This is a genomic window from Rhizobium sophoriradicis (assembly GCF_003939025.1).
Taxonomy (GTDB): Bacteria; Pseudomonadota; Alphaproteobacteria; order Rhizobiales; family Rhizobiaceae; genus Rhizobium; species Rhizobium sophoriradicis.
On sequence record NZ_RQIH01000008.1, the window covers coordinates 21824 to 41682 of the forward strand.

At 61.9% G+C, this 19859-nt stretch carries 18 protein-coding genes; 9 read left to right on the top strand and 9 right to left on the bottom strand.

Translation table 11 applies throughout. The features are described 5' to 3' along the window. Positions 1 to 201: 201 nt before the first annotated feature. Positions 202 to 837: a TetR/AcrR family transcriptional regulator gene (locus EFR00_RS14650; protein ID WP_077989154.1), complete on the bottom strand. Its 636-nt coding sequence runs from the start codon at positions 835 to 837 to the stop codon at positions 202 to 204. Between the two features lie 110 nt (positions 838 to 947). Between EFR00_RS14650 and EFR00_RS14655 the strand changes: the two genes are divergently transcribed. Together EFR00_RS14655 and EFR00_RS14660 are read left to right on the top strand one after the other, a co-directional pair. Further along, complete coding sequence (locus tag EFR00_RS14655) at positions 948 to 3413, top strand: beta-glucosidase (RefSeq protein ID WP_077988956.1); 2466 nt, start codon at positions 948 to 950, stop codon at positions 3411 to 3413. A 290-nt stretch (positions 3414 to 3703) separates the two neighbouring features. After that, positions 3704 to 4174, top strand: a complete 471-nt coding sequence (locus EFR00_RS14660; RefSeq protein WP_009993043.1) for an Hsp20 family protein — start codon at positions 3704 to 3706, stop codon at positions 4172 to 4174. A 228-nt stretch (positions 4175 to 4402) separates the two neighbouring features. On the opposite strand, the gene EFR00_RS14665 is transcribed toward EFR00_RS14660, so the two are convergent. After that, positions 4403 to 4939 (bottom strand): OmpA family protein, encoded by a 537-nt coding sequence (locus EFR00_RS14665; protein WP_077988957.1) that lies wholly within the window; start codon positions 4937 to 4939, stop codon positions 4403 to 4405. A 14-nt stretch (positions 4940 to 4953) separates the two neighbouring features. After that, on the bottom strand, positions 4954 to 5628 hold the full coding sequence (locus EFR00_RS14670; protein ID WP_040142165.1) for a L,D-transpeptidase: 675 nt from the start codon (positions 5626 to 5628) through the stop codon (positions 4954 to 4956). Positions 5629 to 6012: 384 nt separating this feature from the next. Here EFR00_RS14670 and EFR00_RS33550 point away from each other — a divergent pair, with 384 nt between their 5' ends. The 5 genes from EFR00_RS33550 (at position 6013) to fhuF (ending at position 11750) form a co-directional block, all read left to right on the top strand. Beyond that, a complete protein-coding gene (locus EFR00_RS33550; RefSeq protein WP_009987048.1) occupies positions 6013 to 6651 on the top strand; it encodes an ATP-binding cassette domain-containing protein in 639 nt (212 codons plus the stop codon). Positions 6652 to 6994: 343 nt separating this feature from the next. Then, positions 6995 to 7792, top strand: a complete 798-nt coding sequence (locus tag EFR00_RS14680; protein ID WP_077988958.1) for an ABC transporter permease — start codon at positions 6995 to 6997, stop codon at positions 7790 to 7792. A 2-nt stretch (positions 7793 to 7794) separates the two neighbouring features. Beyond that, complete coding sequence (locus EFR00_RS14685) at positions 7795 to 8595, top strand: ABC transporter permease (protein ID WP_009990102.1); 801 nt, start codon at positions 7795 to 7797, stop codon at positions 8593 to 8595. A 193-nt stretch (positions 8596 to 8788) separates the two neighbouring features. Continuing rightward, on the top strand, positions 8789 to 10960 hold the full coding sequence (locus tag EFR00_RS14690) for a TonB-dependent siderophore receptor (protein ID WP_077988959.1): 2172 nt from the start codon (positions 8789 to 8791) through the stop codon (positions 10958 to 10960). Between the two features lie 4 nt (positions 10961 to 10964). After that, positions 10965 to 11750 carry a siderophore-iron reductase FhuF gene (gene fhuF, locus EFR00_RS14695; RefSeq protein ID WP_077988960.1) on the top strand — a complete coding sequence of 262 codons (786 nt, stop codon included), beginning with the start codon at positions 10965 to 10967 and terminating at the stop codon, positions 11748 to 11750. A 55-nt stretch (positions 11751 to 11805) separates the two neighbouring features. Here the strand turns inward: fhuF and fhuB are convergent, their stop codons facing one another. Genes fhuB through EFR00_RS14710 form a run of 3 tightly spaced genes read right to left on the bottom strand, consistent with a single transcriptional unit; the run spans position 11806 to position 15124 of the window. Continuing rightward, positions 11806 to 13770, bottom strand: a complete 1965-nt coding sequence (gene fhuB / locus EFR00_RS14700; RefSeq protein ID WP_077988961.1) for a Fe(3+)-hydroxamate ABC transporter permease FhuB — start codon at positions 13768 to 13770, stop codon at positions 11806 to 11808. Then, positions 13770 to 14600, bottom strand: a complete 831-nt coding sequence (locus EFR00_RS14705; RefSeq protein WP_077988962.1) for an iron-siderophore ABC transporter substrate-binding protein — start codon at positions 14598 to 14600, stop codon at positions 13770 to 13772. The genes fhuB and EFR00_RS14705 overlap by 1 nt, the downstream gene beginning before the upstream one ends. 32 nt (positions 14601 to 14632) lie before the next feature. After that, entirely contained in the window at positions 14633 to 15124 is a 492-nt protein-coding gene (locus EFR00_RS14710) for a GNAT family N-acetyltransferase (protein WP_009988446.1), read from the bottom strand. Positions 15125 to 15290: 166 nt separating this feature from the next. On the opposite strand from EFR00_RS14710, the gene EFR00_RS14715 reads away from it, so the two are divergent. Then, a complete protein-coding gene (locus tag EFR00_RS14715; RefSeq protein ID WP_077988963.1) occupies positions 15291 to 15947 on the top strand; it encodes a sigma-70 family RNA polymerase sigma factor in 657 nt (218 codons plus the stop codon). Here EFR00_RS14715 and EFR00_RS14720 read toward each other — a convergent pair. The 3 genes from EFR00_RS14720 to EFR00_RS14730 are packed head-to-tail and all read right to left on the bottom strand — an operon-like array spanning position 15838 to position 19437. Next, entirely contained in the window at positions 15838 to 17025 is a 1188-nt protein-coding gene (locus EFR00_RS14720; protein WP_077988964.1) for a PLP-dependent transferase, read from the bottom strand. The genes EFR00_RS14715 and EFR00_RS14720 overlap by 110 nt on opposite strands. Before the next feature lie 10 nt (positions 17026 to 17035). Beyond that, a complete protein-coding gene (locus EFR00_RS14725) occupies positions 17036 to 18454 on the bottom strand; it encodes an MATE family efflux transporter (protein ID WP_077988965.1) in 1419 nt (472 codons plus the stop codon). Continuing rightward, positions 18451 to 19437: a GNAT family N-acetyltransferase gene (locus EFR00_RS14730; RefSeq protein WP_077988966.1), complete on the bottom strand. Its 987-nt coding sequence runs from the start codon at positions 19435 to 19437 to the stop codon at positions 18451 to 18453. The genes EFR00_RS14725 and EFR00_RS14730 overlap by 4 nt, the downstream gene beginning before the upstream one ends. Positions 19438 to 19631: 194 nt before the next feature. Here EFR00_RS14730 and EFR00_RS14735 point away from each other — a divergent pair, with 194 nt between their 5' ends. Then, positions 19632 to 19850, top strand: a complete 219-nt coding sequence (locus EFR00_RS14735; protein WP_040112391.1) for an MbtH family protein — start codon at positions 19632 to 19634, stop codon at positions 19848 to 19850. Positions 19851 to 19859 lie beyond the last annotated feature (9 nt).

The following is a 19859-nucleotide window of genomic DNA, read 5'->3' on the forward strand; positions in this document are numbered from 1 at the left end:
AGTAGTCGCAAAAAACTGCGGCGTTTCGCAAACGACAGTGATACGGCTGAGCAGCCTTCTCGGAATTGGATCGTACCGAGGGTTGAAGAAACTCTGTGCCAGCTATGTTCGAGAACGCTCCAAAGGCATATCGCACCCTCATTGAGTCCCTGAGCCGCCGTCGTGCAATAGTCGATCCGGTGCCCCAAATTGCAGGCCGTTTCAGCTCTCCAGGCCGAGGCTCGTCTGCAGGCGGCTGATATAGGCTTCGAGGCCGCCGACCATGTCGAAGCGATCGGGGTCACGCAGCCAGAGCATCTGCAGGCCGTCCATCACGGCGATCAGTTCCGCCGCCATCGCTTGCCCGTCGATGCCGGCATTGATCATGCCGTCGACGGCGGCCCGCTCAAAGGTCGCGGCGATGTGCTTCTGCATCTCCGTGGTGCGATCGAAAAACCAGGCTTTGGCGGGGTGGTCCTTCATCAGGCTTTCGGCATTGAGGATGGCGAAGGCTCTGATGACCTCGACCATTCCGGCGTTGCGGCGGAAGATTTCGACCATGCCCCTGAGCAGGCCGCGAAGATCGGCGCGATAGTGGCCGATGAAATCGGCGCTATCGAGATCGCGCTTGGCGAGGATCGCCAGCAGCAGATCGACCTTGGTCGGGAAGTGATGCAGCAGACCCGGCAGCGACAGGCCGACATCGCGGGCGATGTCGCCGATCGCAGCGCTCTGATAGCCGTCTTCGGCAAAACGCCGCATCGCCGCGGCGAGGATCTCCGCACGGCGTGTCTCCCCCTTGCGGGAGCGGCGGCGGCGCCTTTCCTCCGCGACGTTCTGTTCCGACAATTCTGCCATCATTCCCCGGTACTGTCCTATGCTCTCCTTCCATACATCAGCTTTGCCCAATTGACATCTTAAAAATACCGAGTAATCGGTAGGTTTAAGAGCTTGCTTGGGAGGTTTGCATGATCGATTCCATTCTCGACCAGATGACGCTGGAGGAGCAGGTCTCGCTGTTGTCGGGCGCCGATTTCTGGACGACGGTTCCGGTCGAGCGTCTCGGCGTGCCGAAGATCAAGGTGACGGATGGACCGAACGGCGCGCGCGGCGCCGGTTCGCTGGTCGCCGGCGTCAAGGCGACTTGCTTCCCCGTCGCCATTGCGCTCGGGGCCAGCTGGAATCCCGGCATCGTCAAACAGATGGGCGCGGCACTTGGGCGCCAGGCAAAGAGCAAGGGTGCCGCCGTGCTGCTCGCGCCCACGGTCAATATCCATCGCTCCGGCCTCAACGGCCGCAATTTCGAATGTTATTCCGAAGATCCGATGCTGACTGCGGAACTCGCCGTCGCCTATATCGAGGGCGTGCAGGGCGAAGGGGTCGCGGCGACAATCAAGCATTTCGCCGGCAATGAATCGGAGATCGAGCGGCAGACCATGTCTTCCGATATCGACGAGCGGACGCTGCGCGAAATCTACCTGCCGCCCTTCGAACAGGCGGTGCGCCGCGCCGGCGTGATGGCGGTCATGTCCTCCTACAACCGCCTGAACGGCACCTATACGAGCGAGCATCACTGGCTGCTGACCAAGGTGCTGCGCGAGGAATGGGGTTTTGACGGCATCGTCATGTCCGACTGGTTCGGCTCTCACTCGACGGCTGAGACGATCAATGCCGGCCTCGATCTCGAAATGCCGGGCCCGGCGCGCGATCGCGGCGAGAAGCTGGTTGCGGCCGTGCGCGAGGGCAAGGTCGATGCCGCGACGGTGCGCGCTGCGGCGCGGCGCATATTGGTTTTGCTGGAGCGGGTCGGCGCGTTCGAGAAAGAACCCGATCTCACCGAGCGGGCGGTCGACCTGCCGGAAGACCGGGCGCTGATCCGGCGTCTCGGCGCAGAAGGCGCGGTGCTTCTGAAGAACGACGGCATCCTGCCGCTTGCGAGGACCTCGCTCGATCGCATCGCTGTCATCGGACCGAATGCGGCAAGCGCGCGGGTCATGGGCGGCGGCAGTGCGCAGATCGCGGCGCATTATACCGTGAGCCCGCTCGAAGGCATTCGCGCGGCTCTCTCCAATGCCAACAGCATCAGCCATGCCGTCGGCTGCCGCCACAATCGGCTGATCGATGTGTTCAAGGGAAAGATCGCGGTCGAATATTTCAACGGCCGCGGCTGCAAGGGCGATCCGCTGCACGTCGAAACGGTCGACAAGGGCGAATTCTTCTGGTTCGAACTGCCGTCGGGCGAGCTCGATCCCGCCGCTTTCTCGGCCCGCATGACGATGCAATTCGTGCCGGAGGAGAGCGGCGAGCATGTGTTCGGCATGACCAATGCCGGACTGGCGCGGCTCTTCGTCGACGGTGTACTGACCGTCGACGGCCATGACGGCTGGACGCGCGGCGAGAACTATTTCGGCACCGCCAACGACGAACAGCGCGGCACGTTGATGCTCGAGGCCGGCCGGTCATATGAGATCACCGTCGAGTATGAACCATCCACGGCGACAGAGGAGGGGATCAACCTCATCGCCGTCCGCTTCGGCGTCGAAAAGCCGCTTGGCGAGGTTGACATCGAGTCGGCCGTCGAAACCGCCCGTAATGCCGATGTGGCGCTTCTCTTTGTCGGCCGCGACGGCGAATGGGATACGGAGGGACTGGACCTGCCCGACATGCGGCTGCCGGGCCGACAGGAGGAACTGATCGAGCGGGTTGCGGCCGCCAACGCCAACACGGTGGTGGTGCTGCAGACCGGCGGCCCGGTGGAAATGCCCTGGCTCGGCAAGGTTCGCGCCGTGCTGCAGATGTGGTATCCGGGGCAGGAACTCGGCAATGCCGTCGCCGACGTGCTGTTCGGCGACGTCGAGCCGGGCGGACGCCTGCCGCAGACCTTCCCGAAGGCGCTTGCCGATAACGCCGCCATCACCGGTGATCCCGCCGTCTATCCCGGCAAGGACGGGCATGTGCACTATGCCGAAGGCGTCTTCGTCGGCTACCGTCACCACGACAGCCGCGCCGTCGAGCCGCTCTTTCCTTTCGGTTTCGGGCTTGGCTATACGCGCTTCAGCTGGGACAAGCCGCGACTGTCGGTGAGCGAGATGGATGCTGACGGCGTGATCGTCAGCGTCGACCTGACCAATATCGGCGATCGGGCGGGGTCGGAACTGGTTCAGCTTTATGTGCGTTCGCCCAAATCCAAAGTGGCACGGCCGGACAAGGAACTGCGCGCCTTTGCCAAGCTTTCGCTGCAGCCTGGCGAAACGGGCACGGCGGTCCTGAAGGTCCTGCCGCGCGATCTCGCTTACTTTGACCCTGAGGCCGGTGCCTTCCGGGCAGAGCCGGGTGACTATCAGCTGGTTATTGCAGCCAACGCCATAGATATAAAATCCGTGATCGATCTGCGGTCACCGGCCAGCTATCTGTTGCCGCCGTCGCACGCGTGATTGCCTACCGTGGTGATGCCTCTGCTTGTCATCAGATCTTCTCCCAAAATCTTCCATCAGTCGAAGAACATCTTCAGGTGCCAAACGATTTAGGTGAACAAAAACAGCCTTCAAGAGGCCGTGGGCTGGCCCGAAATCCGTGTCAAATTTTTTTTGACGCACCTCTTGAATCGAAAAAACATGCAAACCAGATCATGCTCGTCGGCTGCGCAAAGCGGGCCGGCAATCAGAGTGGAGACGCAGGTTTGCGACGCGTCTCCACCCCATGTTGCTTTACGGAGGATATGGCTATGAGAAACGAACTTGACTTCGCTCCCCTTTACCGGTCCAGCATCGGCTTCGACCGTGTCTTCAACCTGCTGAACAATGCGCAGCGGCTGCAAGCGATCGACGCGTGGCCGCCCTACGACATCGTCAAGACGGGCGAAGACGATTACCGCATTCAAATGGCGGTTGCTGGTTTCGCCGAGGCCGACCTCGAAATCACCCAGGAGCGGAACGTCCTTGTGGTAAAAGGGCAGAAGGCCGAAGCGAAAGACGGTGAGTACCTGCATCGCGGCATCGCCGGGCGTACATTTGAGCGCCGCTTCGAGCTCGCGGATCACGTCAGGGTCGAGAATGCCTCGCTGATGAATGGTATTCTCTCGATCGCGCTGAAGCGTGAAGTGCCTGAAGCCATGAAGCCGCGCAAGATTGCCATTGGAGATGGCTCCTTTCAGCAGGCGCCTCTTCAGATCGAAGCCGAGCGTCAGGTGGCTTAAGGAGAGCTTCTTCATGAAGTCTCGGATAAAGCCGTTTATCGTGCAGATAAAGAAACGTCGCGGAAGCATCGCGAAGGATGCGGGAAAGCCTCTGCTTTTGAAGCAACTAGGCAAGCTCCGCACCGCGACCTCGGGTCTTGAAGCACGAACCTGAACAGGACTTGCACAGCAAAAGGGCCGGCGCCGCGTGGCCGGCCCTTTATAGTGGAAGCAAGTACGATTCCCCGATCAGGCCGCGTCCGGCTCAGTGCGCAGATTGGTGACGACGCGCCGGTTTTGCACCTTGCAGGAGCGGTCCGTGCAGTCGCGAACCTCTCGATCGTTCCCATAACCCTTGGCCCACATCCGCTTCGGGTCGACTCCCTTCGAGGCAAGATAGGCCATCGCCGCTTCGGCGCGCTTCTGCGACAGCGTCTGCATTTTCGATGTGGAGCCGGAATCGTCGGCAAATCCCTGCAGCTTGAGCAGCCAGGTCGGGTTCTTGTTGAGCCAGTCGGCCTGGCTATCCAATGTCGCCATCGCAACGGAGTCGAGGGCGGCGGAATCCTGCTTGAAGTAGATCCGTCGGCCGACATTGAGGATGAAATCCTCTTCGCTGCCTGCCGCCACGTTCTCGAATCCCGGCGCCGGATCGTTGGTCTGGCCGGTCATCGGCGCCGCAGTCAGCTCTTCCAGGGAGGCGATCTGGGTGGTGGAGCAGGCGGCAAGCGCCAGGAGCATGGCCGCGGCGAGAAGGCGGCGCGTATAACCGGTCATAGCAGACATCGGGGTAAGATTCCTTATTCGACCGGGGTTGTTTGGCTGATTTGGGTGGTGCTTTCGGCTTGGTCGGCGATATGCGGCAGAACCTGCACGGCCGTGCCGATCGGGCAGCGCTGGTAGAGATCGATGGCGTCTTCGTTGAACATGCGGATGCAACCGCTGGAGGCGTCCTTGCCGATGCTCCATGGCTCCAGTGTGCCGTGGAAGCGATAGCCGGTATCGACGCCGTCACGATGCAGATACATAGCGCGGGGCCCGAGCGGATTTTTTGGTGAGCCTCCGGCCACGAATTCGGGCAGTTCGGGATGACGCTTGCGCATCTCCGGCGGCGGCGTCCAGCGCGGCCAGAGCGATTTGGCGTCAATCGTGGCGCGACCGAACCATTTGAAGCCCTCGCGGCCGACGCCGACCCCATAGCGGATGGCGGTCTTGTTCTCCATGATCACGTAGAGAAAATGGTGCCTTGTATCGACAACAACCGTGCCGATCGGCTCGCTGCTGAAATATTTGACAACCTGACGGTGCCACCGCTTGTCGATTTTGGCGAAATTGGTGCTGCGAAACGTCACACCATTATCGACGGCCGGGCCGTCAAAATAAGAAGATGCCGCGGCGACCGCCGGTTTGTGAACGGCGCCAGTCCCAAGCAACGCCAATCCACCAAGCACAATACTCCTGCGGTTCCACATCATCGGCCAAGCTCCCCCTGAAAGCCAACAAGCGAAGCGCCAGTAAACCAGATTTTTCATTTGCCTCAATAGAAAACTCCGCGCCCGATCAAGATCGATATGGAGTCGAGGGCCTCTCGGATCTCTATTGCACCGGCCGTTACTCGGCCTCGGATCATATTATACCAATTCCGCACCGGATCACTGGAAGGGGTAGAAGGGGGCAGCCCTGTCCTTCTGTCGAAAAGTCGGGCAGCGCCGGCGGGTCGCCTTAGTATCATTCGCAGCCCCCGGCATTCCCACGATTGATCGGTTGTATCAAAAGAATTGTCTATCCCAGGCAGCACCTGTTGCGTAGGTTTCACATGACTCTCTTACTGGGATCTTCCCATTTTGCCGGATTCCCTCATGCTGTCGATCATCAGTGCCAAGAGCGTAAGCAAGACATTCAGCCAGCGGGTGCCGCAGCCAGGCTTGGTTGGGGCGCTACGCAACTTCATCGCGCCGGTGACGAAACCTGTGCATGCCGTGGAGCAGATTTCCTTCACGATAGGGGCGGGGGAAGCAGTCGGTTATCTCGGCCCGAACGGTGCGGGAAAATCGACCATGATCAAGATGCTGACCGGCATCCTCATGCCCACCTCCGGCGAGGTCAGCGTGCTCGGTCGCCGGCCTGTCGAGGATCGGATTGCCAATGCGCGTGAGATCGGCGTGGTTTTCGGACAGCGTACCCAGTTGTGGTGGGATCTTCCCCTTGCCGAGAGCTTCGAACTGCACCGGCGTATCTATCGGGTGCCGGATGTGGCCTTTCGCATCAACAGAGCCGAGCTCGTCGAGATGATGCAGCTGTCCTCATTCATCGAGCGGCCGGTGCGTCAGCTCAGCCTCCGCCAGCGCATGCGCGCCGAAATCGCCATGGCGCTCATGCATGAGCCTAAAATCCTGTTTCTCGACGGCCGACCATCGGGCTGGACGTTGTTGCCAAGGATGTCCTGCGCAAGTTTCTTGCCCGCACGAACAGAGAACGCGGCACGACGATCATTCTGACAACGCACGACCTGCAGGACATCGAGGAAATCTGCCCGCGCCTGATCATGGTGGACGAAGGTCGGCTTCTGTTCGACGGTCCGCTGGCGGAATTGCGCGTAACTTTCGGCGCGAGACGGCGGTTGACGCTGGAGTTTGATGGTGAACCCGGCGCAGTCTCATTGGCGGGAGCCGAGCTGCTCGGCGGAGAGGGAGCGGTACGCGAGTTTCTGCTGGCAGACGATGGACGTTCCCTGATCGATCTGATGGGCGCTGACCGCCAGGGCCGCGCTTCGCGACGTTCGGCTGCACGAGCCCGGCATCGAGGAAGTGATCCGCACCCATTATCAGGCGAGGGGGTGACATGCGGAGCTTTGTCGCTTTTGCGGTGGCCGCCGTCCGCCAGCAGACCGGCTATCGTGCCGAAATCCTTTCGATGGTCCTCGGCGCCAACATCGAAGTCTTCGCCCGTATTTCGATATGGAAGGCCGTTTATGGCGGGCAACATGCCGTGGCCGGCGTTACACTGCCGCAGATGATTGCCTATGCCATAATCGGGGCTACGTTGCTGTCGAACTGGGATGCTGCACTGGTCGTGCGGGAAATCGGCGCGGCGATCCGGACCGGCCAGATCGGCAACACGCTCATTCGGCCGGCGAGCTTTCCGGTGATGCTGTTTGCCGAAAATCTCGGGCCGCGGCTCTTCAACTTCGCCGCCGTCTGCACGCCGGTGATCATCATATTCTCGCTTCTATATGGACTTTTGCCACCGGCGAACTTGGCGCATGGCCTTCTTTTCATCGGATATGTGGCCGTCTCCACAACACTGCTTCTGCTGATCTCGATCCTGTTTGGCCTTCTGTCCTTCTGGGTGTTCGACGCACATTCGCTGGAATGGTTCATGCGCGGATTCGGGGCGCTCCTGTCTGGCGGGCTTGTGCCGCTATGGTTCTTTCCGCCGGTGCTCGCCGAAACCGCCCACGTGCTGCCCTTCGCCTGGATCACCTATTATCCGATGGCCGTCTATCTCGGTCAGCTCGATCTCGTCTATTCCCTGACATATCTGGCCGTCGGGCTCCTCTGCTGGATCGCCGGCCTCGTCGGCCTGATCGCAGCGCTGTGGTCCCGCGCCTGCCGGCGGATTGTGGTGCAGGGAGGCTGATCATGCAGCAAACGCTGGCGCTCGCCTGGTATCTGATGCGGCTGCGTATGCGGACCCGGTTGCAATATCGGGTGGCACTGGCCCTTGCCTGGGTCTCGCAGGGTTTCGGTTACGCCGGCGCCTTCGCCTCGCTTTGGATCATCCTCACGCGATTCGGCGGCATGGGCGGATGGCGGTGGCAAGACATGGCTCTGCTGCTCGGTTTCCACACCCTGGGTTATGCCCTCGGCGCATGCTTCACCTTCGTGCAGCTGCGCCGAATGGAAGAAATGGTCAGGGATGGCGAGTTTGATACGTTGCTGATCAGACCGATCAATACATGGGCGTTTTTATCGTTCTCCGGTTTCAATATCGAGTATGGCAGCCATGTCATATTGGGCGTGGGGCTGATGGCGTGGGCTTTGCCCAAGGTGGCGATCGACTGGGGCATGCTTACCATATTGCAGCTGGTCGCCAGCATTTTCAGTGCCGCGCTTCTGACCGGCGCGGTCATCACCCTGATCGGCGCAACTGCGCTGGTGGTGCGGCGCGCGCGCTATCTTTTCGGCATATATTTCGACTTTTGGGAACTCTCCCGCTACCCTATAACGATCTTTGCCGCGCCGCTTCAATTTCTGCTGCTTTCCGGTTTGCCTTTTGCCTACATGGCTTATGTGCCGGTCGCCGCTTTGATCGGAAAGCCGGTTCCTTACCTCGGTGATGCCGCAGCCCCCGTGGCCGTCGCCGTGGGACCGGTTGCCGCCTTGATTGCCGCCGCCTTCTGGCGCTTTGCGATCCGGCGTTATCAGCGTGCAGGCGGCTGATGCCGCAGCTTGACCGTTAGTCGTCTGCGCTGGAAAATGCGCCTTTACATCTCGACGCTGCGTGCAACTTGTTCGGGAACGCCGAACATTCAAAAATCATCGATTAAAAGATGACAAAAACAATCACCTTATGTTGACAAGGCTGTCTTCGCTCCATAGGTTCCGCGCGCATCTATGACGTAGGGACCAAGCAATGGCGCGTGTTTTTTTGAATGTTTCTAATAATGTACCGCAAATTTATAGACATACCCTATTTGCCACGACGGCGATGGTCCTGACCGGCATCGCGGCATCGCCGGCTTCTGCCCAGAGCGCGACCACTGGCGACACTGCGACGACGCTGGAACCGATCGTCATCCAGGGTGCAGCCTCTGATAGCAAGACAGACAGGACGTCGGTCACCGCCAAAAACAGCGCCGGCGCGACCAAGATCAGCACGCCGCTCGTCGAGACGCCGCGTTCCGTGTCGGTCACCACCGAGAAGGAAATCGAGCAGCGCGGCGCGCAGACGGTCATCGAGGCGGTGCGCTACACCGCCGGCGTGACGACGGGAACGAGCGGCTTCGACCCGCGTTTCGACCAGATCTACATTCGCGGCTACAACGCCACGACGGTCGGTGACTATCGCGACGGATTGCGCCAGCCCTACATCAATTACGGCATGTTCCGCACGGATCCCTATCAGCTGCAGCGCGTCGAGGTGATCAAGGGACCGGTTTCCGTTCTTTACGGTTCCGGTTCGCCGGGTGGCCTCGTCAACAAGATATCGAAGCTTCCGACCGAGGAGCCGATCCGCGAAGTCGGCATTACCTACGGCACCAAGGATCGGGTGCAGGGGATGTTCGATTTCGGTGGGCCGATCAGCGAGGGCAACGACGACTTTCTCTATCGCATCGTCGGCGTCGCCCGCCGCGGCGACACCAATTTCGACATTGCCGACGACCGCTATTTGCTCGCGCCGTCCTTTACCTGGAAACCCGACGAGGGCACGACTTTCACGGTGTACGGTCTGGCGCAGGCCGACGAGACCGACGCCAACGTCGGCGCGATCACGACGCTGGACGGCCGGATCCTCGACATCAGGCAGAGCGACCCCGACTACGACCACCAGAAGGTCAAGCAGCAGCAGGTCGGCTATCAGTTCGAGCATGAATTCGACAACGGCCTGACCTTCCGGCAGAACCTGCGTTATTCGCATCTCGATCTGGAGGCCCGTTACCTCGGCGTTACCGGCTGGAGCGGGACCGTCGCGCATCGCGGCACAAATGCGATCCGGGACGAAATGAACGTTTTCCAGATCGATAACCAGCTCGAGGCGAAGTTCGATACAGGCCCGCTTGCGCATACGATGCTGTTCGGGCTCGACTACACCAATCTCCAGTCGAGCTTTGGCTACGGCGCCGGAGCCGCAGATCCGGCATTCGACTTCGATATCGCCAATCCGACCTATGGAGTCTCGGGCGCTACGCCGGATTATAATATATTGGCGTCCGATGCGGATATGCGGCAGCTCGGCATTTACGTCATGGACCAGATCGAGGTCGGAAACTGGCGCTTCAACCTCGGCGGTCGGCAGACCTGGGTGAACCAGACGCGAGATGCGACCTTGCCCACGGTCAGCTCCGAGGAGGTCGACAAGAATGCCTTCTCCGTACAGGCCGGCGCGCTTTACCTCTTCGACAACGGCATCGCGCCGTTTGCTTCCTACGCGACCTCCTTCGATCCGGTCACCAACCGATCGAGAGCCAACACAATTCTTCCGCCGACGAAGGGCGAGCAATTCGAACTCGGGGTGAAATACCAGCCGCCCGGCTCCGACATCCTGCTCTCGGCCGTCGCCTATCACATCGTCGAACAAAACAAGCCGAGGCTCGCCGACCCGCTGACCTTCGCTTACGACTCTCAGGGCGAGGTGACGGGAAAGGGTATCGAGCTTGAAGCCCGCGCGGCAATCGCCGACGGCCTCGATATTATTGCCGCCTACACCTACAACGACTCTGAGATAACCGGGGGCAACAACGTCGGAAATACTCCGGCCGTCACCCCGACCCATGTTGCGAGCCTGTGGGCGAATTATACCTTCCAGGAAAGCAACCCCTTCAACGGCCTGTCGATGGGCGCCGGCGTGCGCTACATCGGCGAGACCTGGACGGATGTCGCCAACACCTCGAAGAATTCCGCAACTTTCTATGTCGATGCCGCCCTCGCCTATGATTTCGGCGCCGTCGACAAGAAATATGAAGGACTTACGGCGGCCTTCAACATCCGCAACATCGGTGATGAGCGCGAAACTGTCTGCGAAGAGGGCTTCTGCTACCTCGGCCAGGGTCGCAACATGACCGGCACCCTGAAGTATTGGTGGTAGCACCATGGCGGCAGAGATGAACGGGGCGGACTCGCGCCCTTCGATCGCCGATCATCCTGTCGCCCACCAGGCCGTCGATCTCGACGGCCTGGTGGGCGATGGCCCGTTCTCTTATTGCCGCGGCAAGCTACTTGCCTCTCCGCCACCGGCGGGTTTGGTGGTCTCCTGCAAGGATCTTGGCGACCCGGAAGTCTTTGGCGGGATCATAGCCCGCTATGCCGAAAAATTTCCCGGCAGCGACCGCCGCGCGATCGTCTCCATGTGGACGCTCTATTATTTCAGCATGCTGACGATCGCGCCGAGTGTCCACATGTTCGTGAACCGCGTCGCCCTGCCGCTGGAAATCGACCGGCTTACGCTCGTGTACAATGCTGAGACGGGCGAGCCGGAAGCCTTCGTGATGTCCGACAGCCCGGAGCTTGCCACCGATCCGGCCGGGGAGCTTCACCGCCTGATGCTCGGCCATGCCGAGCCTGTCATCACGGCGATTGCCGCCAATGCCGGCGTGGCGCCGAAGCTTCTCTGGAACAATGTTGCGGCCTATCTCTCCTGGATCCTCAAAGAGATCGCTCATCGCCACGAGCCCGCCCTTGTCGAAGGCGGTCTGGCGCTGCTGAACGATGCTGAGTGGCCGGGCGGCGGGCGCAATCCGATGTTCGGCATGATCCGTATGGCGCGCCAGCAATGCGGGCTGGAATTCGCCCGCCGCAAGGTCTGCTGCCTGCGCTATAACCTGCCGGGCGTCGGCGGCTGCGGCGAGGCCTGTCCGCTGCCGGACGGGCGGCATTAATCTTCCCAACCGCAGTCTAAATAATCGCCGGTTGCCTCTCATTGCCGGCCATCCTTCACGCCCGCCGGCGCAGAACGAACAGCAGCATCGGTGCCCCGACCAGGGCCGAGATCAATCCCGCAGGGACCTGGTAGGGAAAGGCGATCATGCGCCCGGCCCAATCGGCGGTGACGAGCAGGGTCGCGCCGATGAGGGCGGCGGCGAGCAGTTGGATGGATGGCCGGCGAAGGCCGAGCCCGTGGGCAAGGTGCGGCGCCATTAGGCCGATGAAGCTCAAGGGGCCGACGACGAGCGTGGCTGCGGCGGTCATGATCGCCGAGAGCCCGAACAGGATCGCGCGCGCGGGAACGATCCTCAGGCCGAGTTCGCTTGCGGCCTCCGGCCCGAGTTGCAATAGCGCAAGCCATCTGCTGGCGAGAAAGGCCACGATAAGACAGGCAATCGCAATCAGCATGGCGCTTGCGGCAACGCTGTTGTCGACGAAATAGGTTGAGCCCGCCATCCAGCGAATCAGCGCCAGGCCGCGCGGGTCGCCGCTGGCCGCCAGCACGCCAATCCCGGCGTCGAGGATCGCGCCGAAGGCGGTGCCGGCGAGCAGCACGCGGTTCGGGCCGAAGCCCGAACGGGCGCTCAAGAGGAAGATCAGCAGCAGAACCGCAAGCGCGCCGCCGCCGGCAAAGGCAAGCTGCACCGTCAGCCCCGGCGCGGCGAAGGCGAACATGGCGGCCGCGACGCCGAGCGTTGCTCCCGCCGAAACGCCGAGCACCTCGGGACTTGCCATTTCGTTTCCGGTCAGCCGCTGCAGGATCAGCCCGGTCACGCCGAGCACGGTTCCCGCGCCGAAGGCGGCGGCGACGCGCGGCAGGCGAAGGGGAAGGATGTCATCCCAGGCGGCGGCCGACAGCCAGGCCCAGCTTCCGTCCGGCGCGCGGCCGAAGAAGATCGCTGCCGCTGCCAGCGCGGCGACCGAGATCAGCAGCAGGCCAAGGGATGCCGTTCTGTTGGCGGCTGCCACTCTTGGTGAAACCATACCGGGCAGCGCGCGGGTGGCGGTGGCAAGGCGCGGTAGAAGCGCAATCAGGATCGGTCCGCCGAGCAGCGCGGTTACTGCCCCCGTCGGCACGAAGTCGCCGGGAGCAACGAGCTTGATCGCCTCATCGGTCAGAAGAAGAAGCCCGGCGCCGGCAATGGGCGACCAGATCAATTGGCTGACGACACGGCGTGCGCCGGCCAGCCGGACGATCTGCGGGGCGACCAGCCCGATGAAGCCGATGACGCCGACGGCACTGGTGACGAGGGCGCTCAGCGCAATTGCGATCGCCAGGATGAAGCCGCGTGCCCATTTGATCGGCAGGCCGAGGCTCGTCGCGCCGGCATCGCCGAGCTGGCTCAGCGCCAGCGGCCTCGCGGCGAGAAAGGCAAGGCCGGCAAGCAGGGTGACTTTGGGCAGCAGCGATATCGGGATCGCCCAGCTTTGCTGCGACAGCGATCCGGCGCCCCAGATAAAGATCCCGGAGAGATATTGATCGTTCATCAGGATGAGAATGGCTGCCGCCGCGCCGCACCAGAGGCCGATGATCATGCCCGACAGGATGAGGGAAAAGGGCGAGAAGCCGTGCCGGCCGCTGATCGAGAAGATGGCGAAGGCGGCAGCAGCACTTCCGGCAAGCGCGATCGCGTCGCGGCCCCATCCCGTCAGCGACGGGAAGGCGAGCATGACGGAGACCAGCGCCAGATTGGCGCCGGCCGAAACGCCGAGCGTTGTTGGCGAAGCGAGCGGATTGCGCAGCACCTGCTGCAGGATCGTGCCCGACAGCGCGAGGGCGGCGCCGGTGATCAGGGCCGTGGCCATGCGCGGAAGCGTCGAATAGAGAAGGAGAAGGTGCTGCGCGTCGTATCCGCCTGATGCCTCCAGATGCGGCAGCGCCGGCAGCAGGTCGAGGAGAGCCAGGCCGAGGCCCGAAAACAGCAGTAGCGCCGCGAGCGCGGGCGCGCCAAAGCCGGAAGTTTGCGCTTTCATCAGGCGGCAGTCTCCAGAACATCGACCATCAAAGTCGAAAAGCGCAGCGCTTCCTGGACCATTCCAAACATCAGGACGCCTGGAACGACTGAGATGCGCTGGCGCCGGACGAAGGGAAGGCTGGTCCAGAGCGGGCTTTCGGAAAGCCGGGTCAGGACATCGGGCGGAAGCAGCGGCGAAACGACGACAAGATGCACCTCTTCATCGAGTTCGGCGAGCTGTTCCAGGCCGATCGTCTGAAATCCCCAGTAGCTCGCCTCGCCTTTCCAGGCGTTCTCGAGGCCGATCCGGCGCATGGCGCCGCCGTAAAGTCCGGGGCCGCCATAGATGCGCGCATGCCTCTGGTCGATGAAGTTGATGACGGCGACCGGGCGCGCGGACAGGCTTTTCATCCGGTCGCGCAGCCGGGCGAAGGTGGCGTCGGCGCGGGCGAGAAATGCCTCCGCTTCCCTCTGCCGCCCGATCATCGCCCCGAGACGCAGTGTTTCGGCGTAGGAGCGGTCGAGCGCCTCGCCATTCTCGGCATAGACGGTGAAGCTTTCCACAGGCGCGATCCGGGACAGTTTTTCGTCCAGCGCCGCAAGGAAGGGCGTGCTGAGGATGAGCGATGGCCGCAGGTTTCTCAGGACTTCGAGATTGATCTCGGCGGTGGTGCCGATATCGACGACGCCTGATGGCATCGCCGGCTCGACCACCCATTCAGACCAGTTCCTGAGGGAAGCGATGGCGCGCGGCACGCTGCCGAGCGCCAGCATCGTCGACGCCAGCCCATAATCCAGCGAAACGACGTTGGCATCGCCGGTGCGCGCGATGGCGGGCGTGCCGGTCATTGCCAGCGCGCCAAGAAGAAAGTCTCGTCGTCTCAAAGCGCGGTCCTGCCCGGCTGCGTCTCCATGAGCGGCTTGACCATGAACAGGCACGGATGATCCTCATGCCAGAGTTTTGGAAAGACTTCGGCCCTGATGAAGCCGGTCCGGTCATAGAAGCGCCGCGTCGCCTCGAATTGCGGTTCGTCGCGGCCGCGCGGCGCGAGTGTTTTAACCGTCAGCAGCCGGGCGCCCGATTCATGGGCGAAGCGTTCGGCTGCATCGACGAGATGGCGTCCGGCGCCGCGGCCGTGATATTTGGGCCGGGTCGCAATCAGCGCGATCTCGACGGCATCAGGCAGGTGCGGCTTCAAGGCGATCAAGGCGGTGACGACATCCGCTTCGATATAGCCGAACACCGGCAGTTCCTCGACCGCCCGGGCGCTTGCCTCGATGACTTCGGGTTCCGAAAACCAGTCCGGCAAAGCCCCCATGATCGATCGGCAGAGCTCCGCCTTGCCGGTCAGAATCTCGACTGTTCGTCCCATCTTTTTCTCGCCTTCGTTCGGTCGATTTAAAACTTGACTCCTGTTATCACCTTAAAATAGACACTGCAATCACATCGTGTAGCTTCCTGCGATAAAGGAATGCCAAGACAGCACCGACCAGCAACGACAGAGCCTGATTTTCCATTTGTAAAAAGGGTACAGGACAATGCGAGCATCGCATCGTGATGTGAACGGAAATGCCGTGGTCAACGCCATGATCGAAAACAAGGATAAGCTCCTCAAAACGATTGAAAGCGTTGTCAAATCAAGATCATATTCTGAGGATATATTTCAGGACGGAGTGATAAAAGCTTACGGGGTCAAAACCGACGACATCCGTTGCCCGATCGGTTACGCATTTCGGATGGTGTATAATCTCGCCCTCGACGAGAGCCGCCGACAACGCCAGCGGGTGAGCAACTATAGGTCGATTGACCAGGTCCAAGAAATGACGGCGCCCATCCCCACCGTGCTCGATCAGCTGGTCGCCGCAGAGACCCTACGAGATGTACTTGCCTCGCTAGAGGCGCTGCCGAAGCGTACCAACGACGCCTTCATCCGCCATCGTTTGAACGGCGTGCCGCAGAAGGATATCGCGGCCGAACTCGGCGTCTCCAGGACGCTTGTCAACTTCATGATCAAGGCGGCGGAGCAGCATTGCCATCTGGCAATCACCGAGCCTGCCCGCCCCGATCACGAGCGCCCGCGGGATATTACCGCTTCGCGGCGAACAGCGCCTGCTGCAAATCGCTCCACAGCAATTCCGGTTCTTCCAGCCCAACAGCAAAACGTATCGTCTGCTCGCTCACGCCGAACCGGATGAATGTGGTCATCCGGTCAGGGATCTGCAGCGCGACCTTGGCCGGAACGACCAGCGTTTCCGGTCCTCCCCAGCTGACGCCGAGACGGATCTCGCGAAGCGCGTTGACGAAGCGTGCGACATCGATATCGGGCGTGAGATCAAAGGCGAAAAGCCCGGCATAACCCGTGAGCGTCGCCCGCCCGGGATGATCCTGAAAGGCCGGGTGGCGAACGCGCGCGATGTCGGGATGCTGCTTCAGCCGTTCGGCGAGCAGAAGCCCGCTGCGCTCATGCTCCTTGAGGCGCACACGCAGCGTGCGCATGCCGCGCAGCAGCAGCCAGGCCTCGAAGGGCGAGAGCTTGGCGCCGACATAGGGATAGGACGTCGAGTTGATCTTCGCGATTGCCTCCTTCGTGCCGACGACGACGCCGGCGACCGTATCGCTATGGCCGCCGAGATATTTCGAAGCGGCGTGAATGACGATATCGACGCCATGCTGGATCGGTTTCTGGAAGAGCGGCGTCGCCCAGCTATTGTCGATGATCGTCGTGACGCCGGCCTCCTTCGCCATGGCTGACAGCGCCACGATGTCCTGAAGCTCGAAGATGAAGGAAGACGGATTTTCGAGATAGAGCAGCTTGGCGCCCGGCAGCGCCTTGCGCACCTCGTCATGGTCGGAGGGATCGACGAAATCGACGGTGACGCCGAGCCTGCCGAGCAGTTTCACCAGAAGGCGGTAGACGTCATTATAGAGATGGCGGACGGCAACGACGCGGTCGCCCGCCTCCACCAGGCTGAGAATGGTCGCGGTGATGGCGGCCGTCCCGCTGGAGAAGGCGCGTCCGTCTTCGGCACCCTCGAGGCGGGCGACCAGCAGCTCGAATTCGCGGACGGTCGGATTGTCGCCGCGCGAATAGATGAAGTTGCGCGTCCGGCCGGCGAAGACATCCTCCATCGCCTCGTAGCTGTCATAGGTAAAGAGCGAGGTCTGGAAGATCGGCGGCGAGACGGCGTTGAAGGCGGCCGGATCGACGGGCGTGAAGAGATCGTCGGCGGCCGCATGGGCGCCAAGGTCGCGGGGGCTGAACGACTGGTTCATGAAAATCCTCTCATGGACAAAAGCTGGGATAGGGGCGAAGAGCGGTCAGATCGTCGGCCGCGCGCTGCCGGAGCGCGGCGAGCGATCTCGCCAGGCAGAAGCATGACAGCAGGCCGGTCAGCGCCGAGGCCAGGAACATGGCTGCGAGCAGGCCGGAGAAGCCGAAGAAGGGCGGCAGGAGCGCGAGCAGCGGAAAAAGAAGATACCCATTCTGCGCCAGGCCGACGGCAAGTGCGGCTTTCGGCCTGCCCTGAGCCTGGAAGAGGATCAGCACCGTCTGCCGCAGGCCGAACAGCAGGAAGGGAAGATGGGTTGCAATGATCGCCTGACCAGCGATCGAAAGGACGGAAGCTTCGTCGGTGAAGAGCGCGGCGAGGCGCTCGGAAAAGATGATCGCCGTCAGCCCATAGACGCCGCCGACCGCGCTTGTGACCACGGAAAGCATGCGGGCTGCCGCCAGGACCCGGGATATATCTTCGCGGCCCCAGGCAAAGCTCAGGATGGACTGCGCTCCGAGCGAAATGCCGATGACCGGGAGTGCGCCGACCGCAAGCAGCCGCAAGGCGATGCCGACCCCAGCGATACCGTCTTCACCGTGATAGGTGCCGGCGACCGAAAGCATCAGGGCAATCGCGCCAGCCGTTGCGAGGCTCGTCAGCGTCGTCGGTGCGCCCACCGCAAGGACCGGTTTGAGGTGCCTGACATCGGCGAAGCGCCGGGAGAACGTCAGCCGGATCGTCCCGAGACGTCTTGCGTGGTAGGCGCCGTAGATTGAGAGCGCCACGAGCTGGGAGAGAATGGTTGCCATCGCCACGCCCTGCAGGCCGAGGCCGAAGCCGAAGATCATGATCGGGTCGAGGATGATGTTCAGCGCGAAGCAGGCGACCAGCGTCCACATGCTGAAGCGGGCATTGCCCTCGGCGATCGCCAGGAAATCGAGAATGATCTGCGCCATCGTCAGTGGTATCGAGACCGCGATGATGAGGAGATAATGCTGCGCGAGCGGCTCGATCGCGGACGTGGCGCCGAACAGCAGGACAGAGGGAAAGGCGACGATCGCAATCGCGCTCGCCGCGCCGAAGGCGATGCCGGCGGCAAGGCTGACCGAGGCAAGGGTGCTGGCTCTCGACCGGTTGCCGGCGCCGAGCGCGCGCCCGACCTCGGTCGCCACGCCGACGCCGATGCCTTCGCCGAAAGCGGCGACGAGCATCAGGATCGGCAGCACGATCATGATCGCGGCGATCTGGTCTTCGCCGATCATCCCGACGAAGACCATGTTGATCGTGTGATGCGCGGCATTGATCGACAGGCCGAACATGGCCGGCAGCCCGAGCCTCAGCAGCAGCCTGAACAGCTGCGGACTGGCAAGATCCTCCGGCGCAAGCCGCCGCTTCCGCAGGCTGCCGCTCATCTCGCTCATGTCGTTCATGATGCGGGCACCCAGAGATGATCGCCGAAGAAGCGCTCGCGGGTCAGCATGACGAGAAGCGCCCGCTTATGCGGAAAATCGAAATGTTTGATCTTGGCGAAGCCCGAGCGGTCGAGATTGCGGATCTGCTGCTCGTGGCTGGCGCGCGGCTCGCCGACGATGCGCTGCGTGCGGGGATCGTCGAGGAAGATGAAATGCATCAACGAAGGCAGCCAGGCGCTGATCCATTTCTTGCCGCGATAATCCGCCTCGCCGATCGCCACATGCCAGCCGCGATCGTAATCGTCGGCGTCATAGAACGGGCCAAGCCGGTTCTCCTTGGCCCAATAGACTTCGAAATAGCCGAAAGGGATATCGGCGAAACTGCCGATCAGCGGCAGCACATGCGGATCGGCGAGCCGTTCTTCGAGGATTTCGCGGTGTTTTTCGAGCGAGCCCGAATCCTCCCAGATCGTGTTGACCTGCTCATCGTTCATCCAGCGGTGGAAGGCTGCAAGATCGGTCTCGGGATCGGCCACGCGGAAGGTGATGTCCCGCTCCAGCCAGGGGATGAAGCGGCGATAGACCGTTCCCTTCGGCTTTGCCGGCCGGCGCGGATGATAGCGGCCGGCGGTCATCTCACGTACCGGCGGCAGCGGAGAGGTTAGCTGCTGCAGCCACAGCGACGGCCATTGCCAGAGGATCGCGGAATCGAGCTTTCCCGCACTCGAAATATGCCTGAGAAGGCTTGCCTGATGGCCTTCGAAGACAACCGACGTGATCGAGCGATCCTCCGCCGTCACCGCTTCGGCGGCAGCCATTAGAAGCTCCGCCGATTGCGGCGGCTCGCCGTGGTAGAAGGTGAGCGTTGCGACGCCGGCCTCGACCTCGAAGGCGGCTTCGTGCTGTCCGTGCGCGGTCTTCAGGTGGACGATGTTGGGGGCGAGCCTGATGTAGCTCCGCGACTGCAGAGCCCGCCTTTGTTTGGCGGCGTCGAAATCCATGATGTTCTCCTTGATCGACAGGGCTTTTCACGCTTCGAGCATGAAGCCCGCTCCTGTGTCGATTTGGTAGAATGACGATCCGTCTCCGGCCGGATTTAGGGTTTCGCAAAGAAAAAAATTCTCATCAATTTTCTAAACTGCAACCTGCACGATCCGTCATTTGCGCATGACGTCACTCTCAGCAGGAGCTTCGAATGGACAATCTTGAGCCCCGCGACGATCTCTGGATCGTCGTCATCGACACCGAGCACCACTACTCGGTCTGGCCGCAGGACAAGCGGATTCCGGTGAGCTGGGAGGCCGCGGGCTTTGCCGGTTCGCGCCAGGAATGCCTGGCCCATATCCGCGAGATCTGGACCGATCCCCGCCCGCTCTCCCTGCGCTCGGCAATGGCCGCTGACGCACGTCTCTGAAACCGTCTG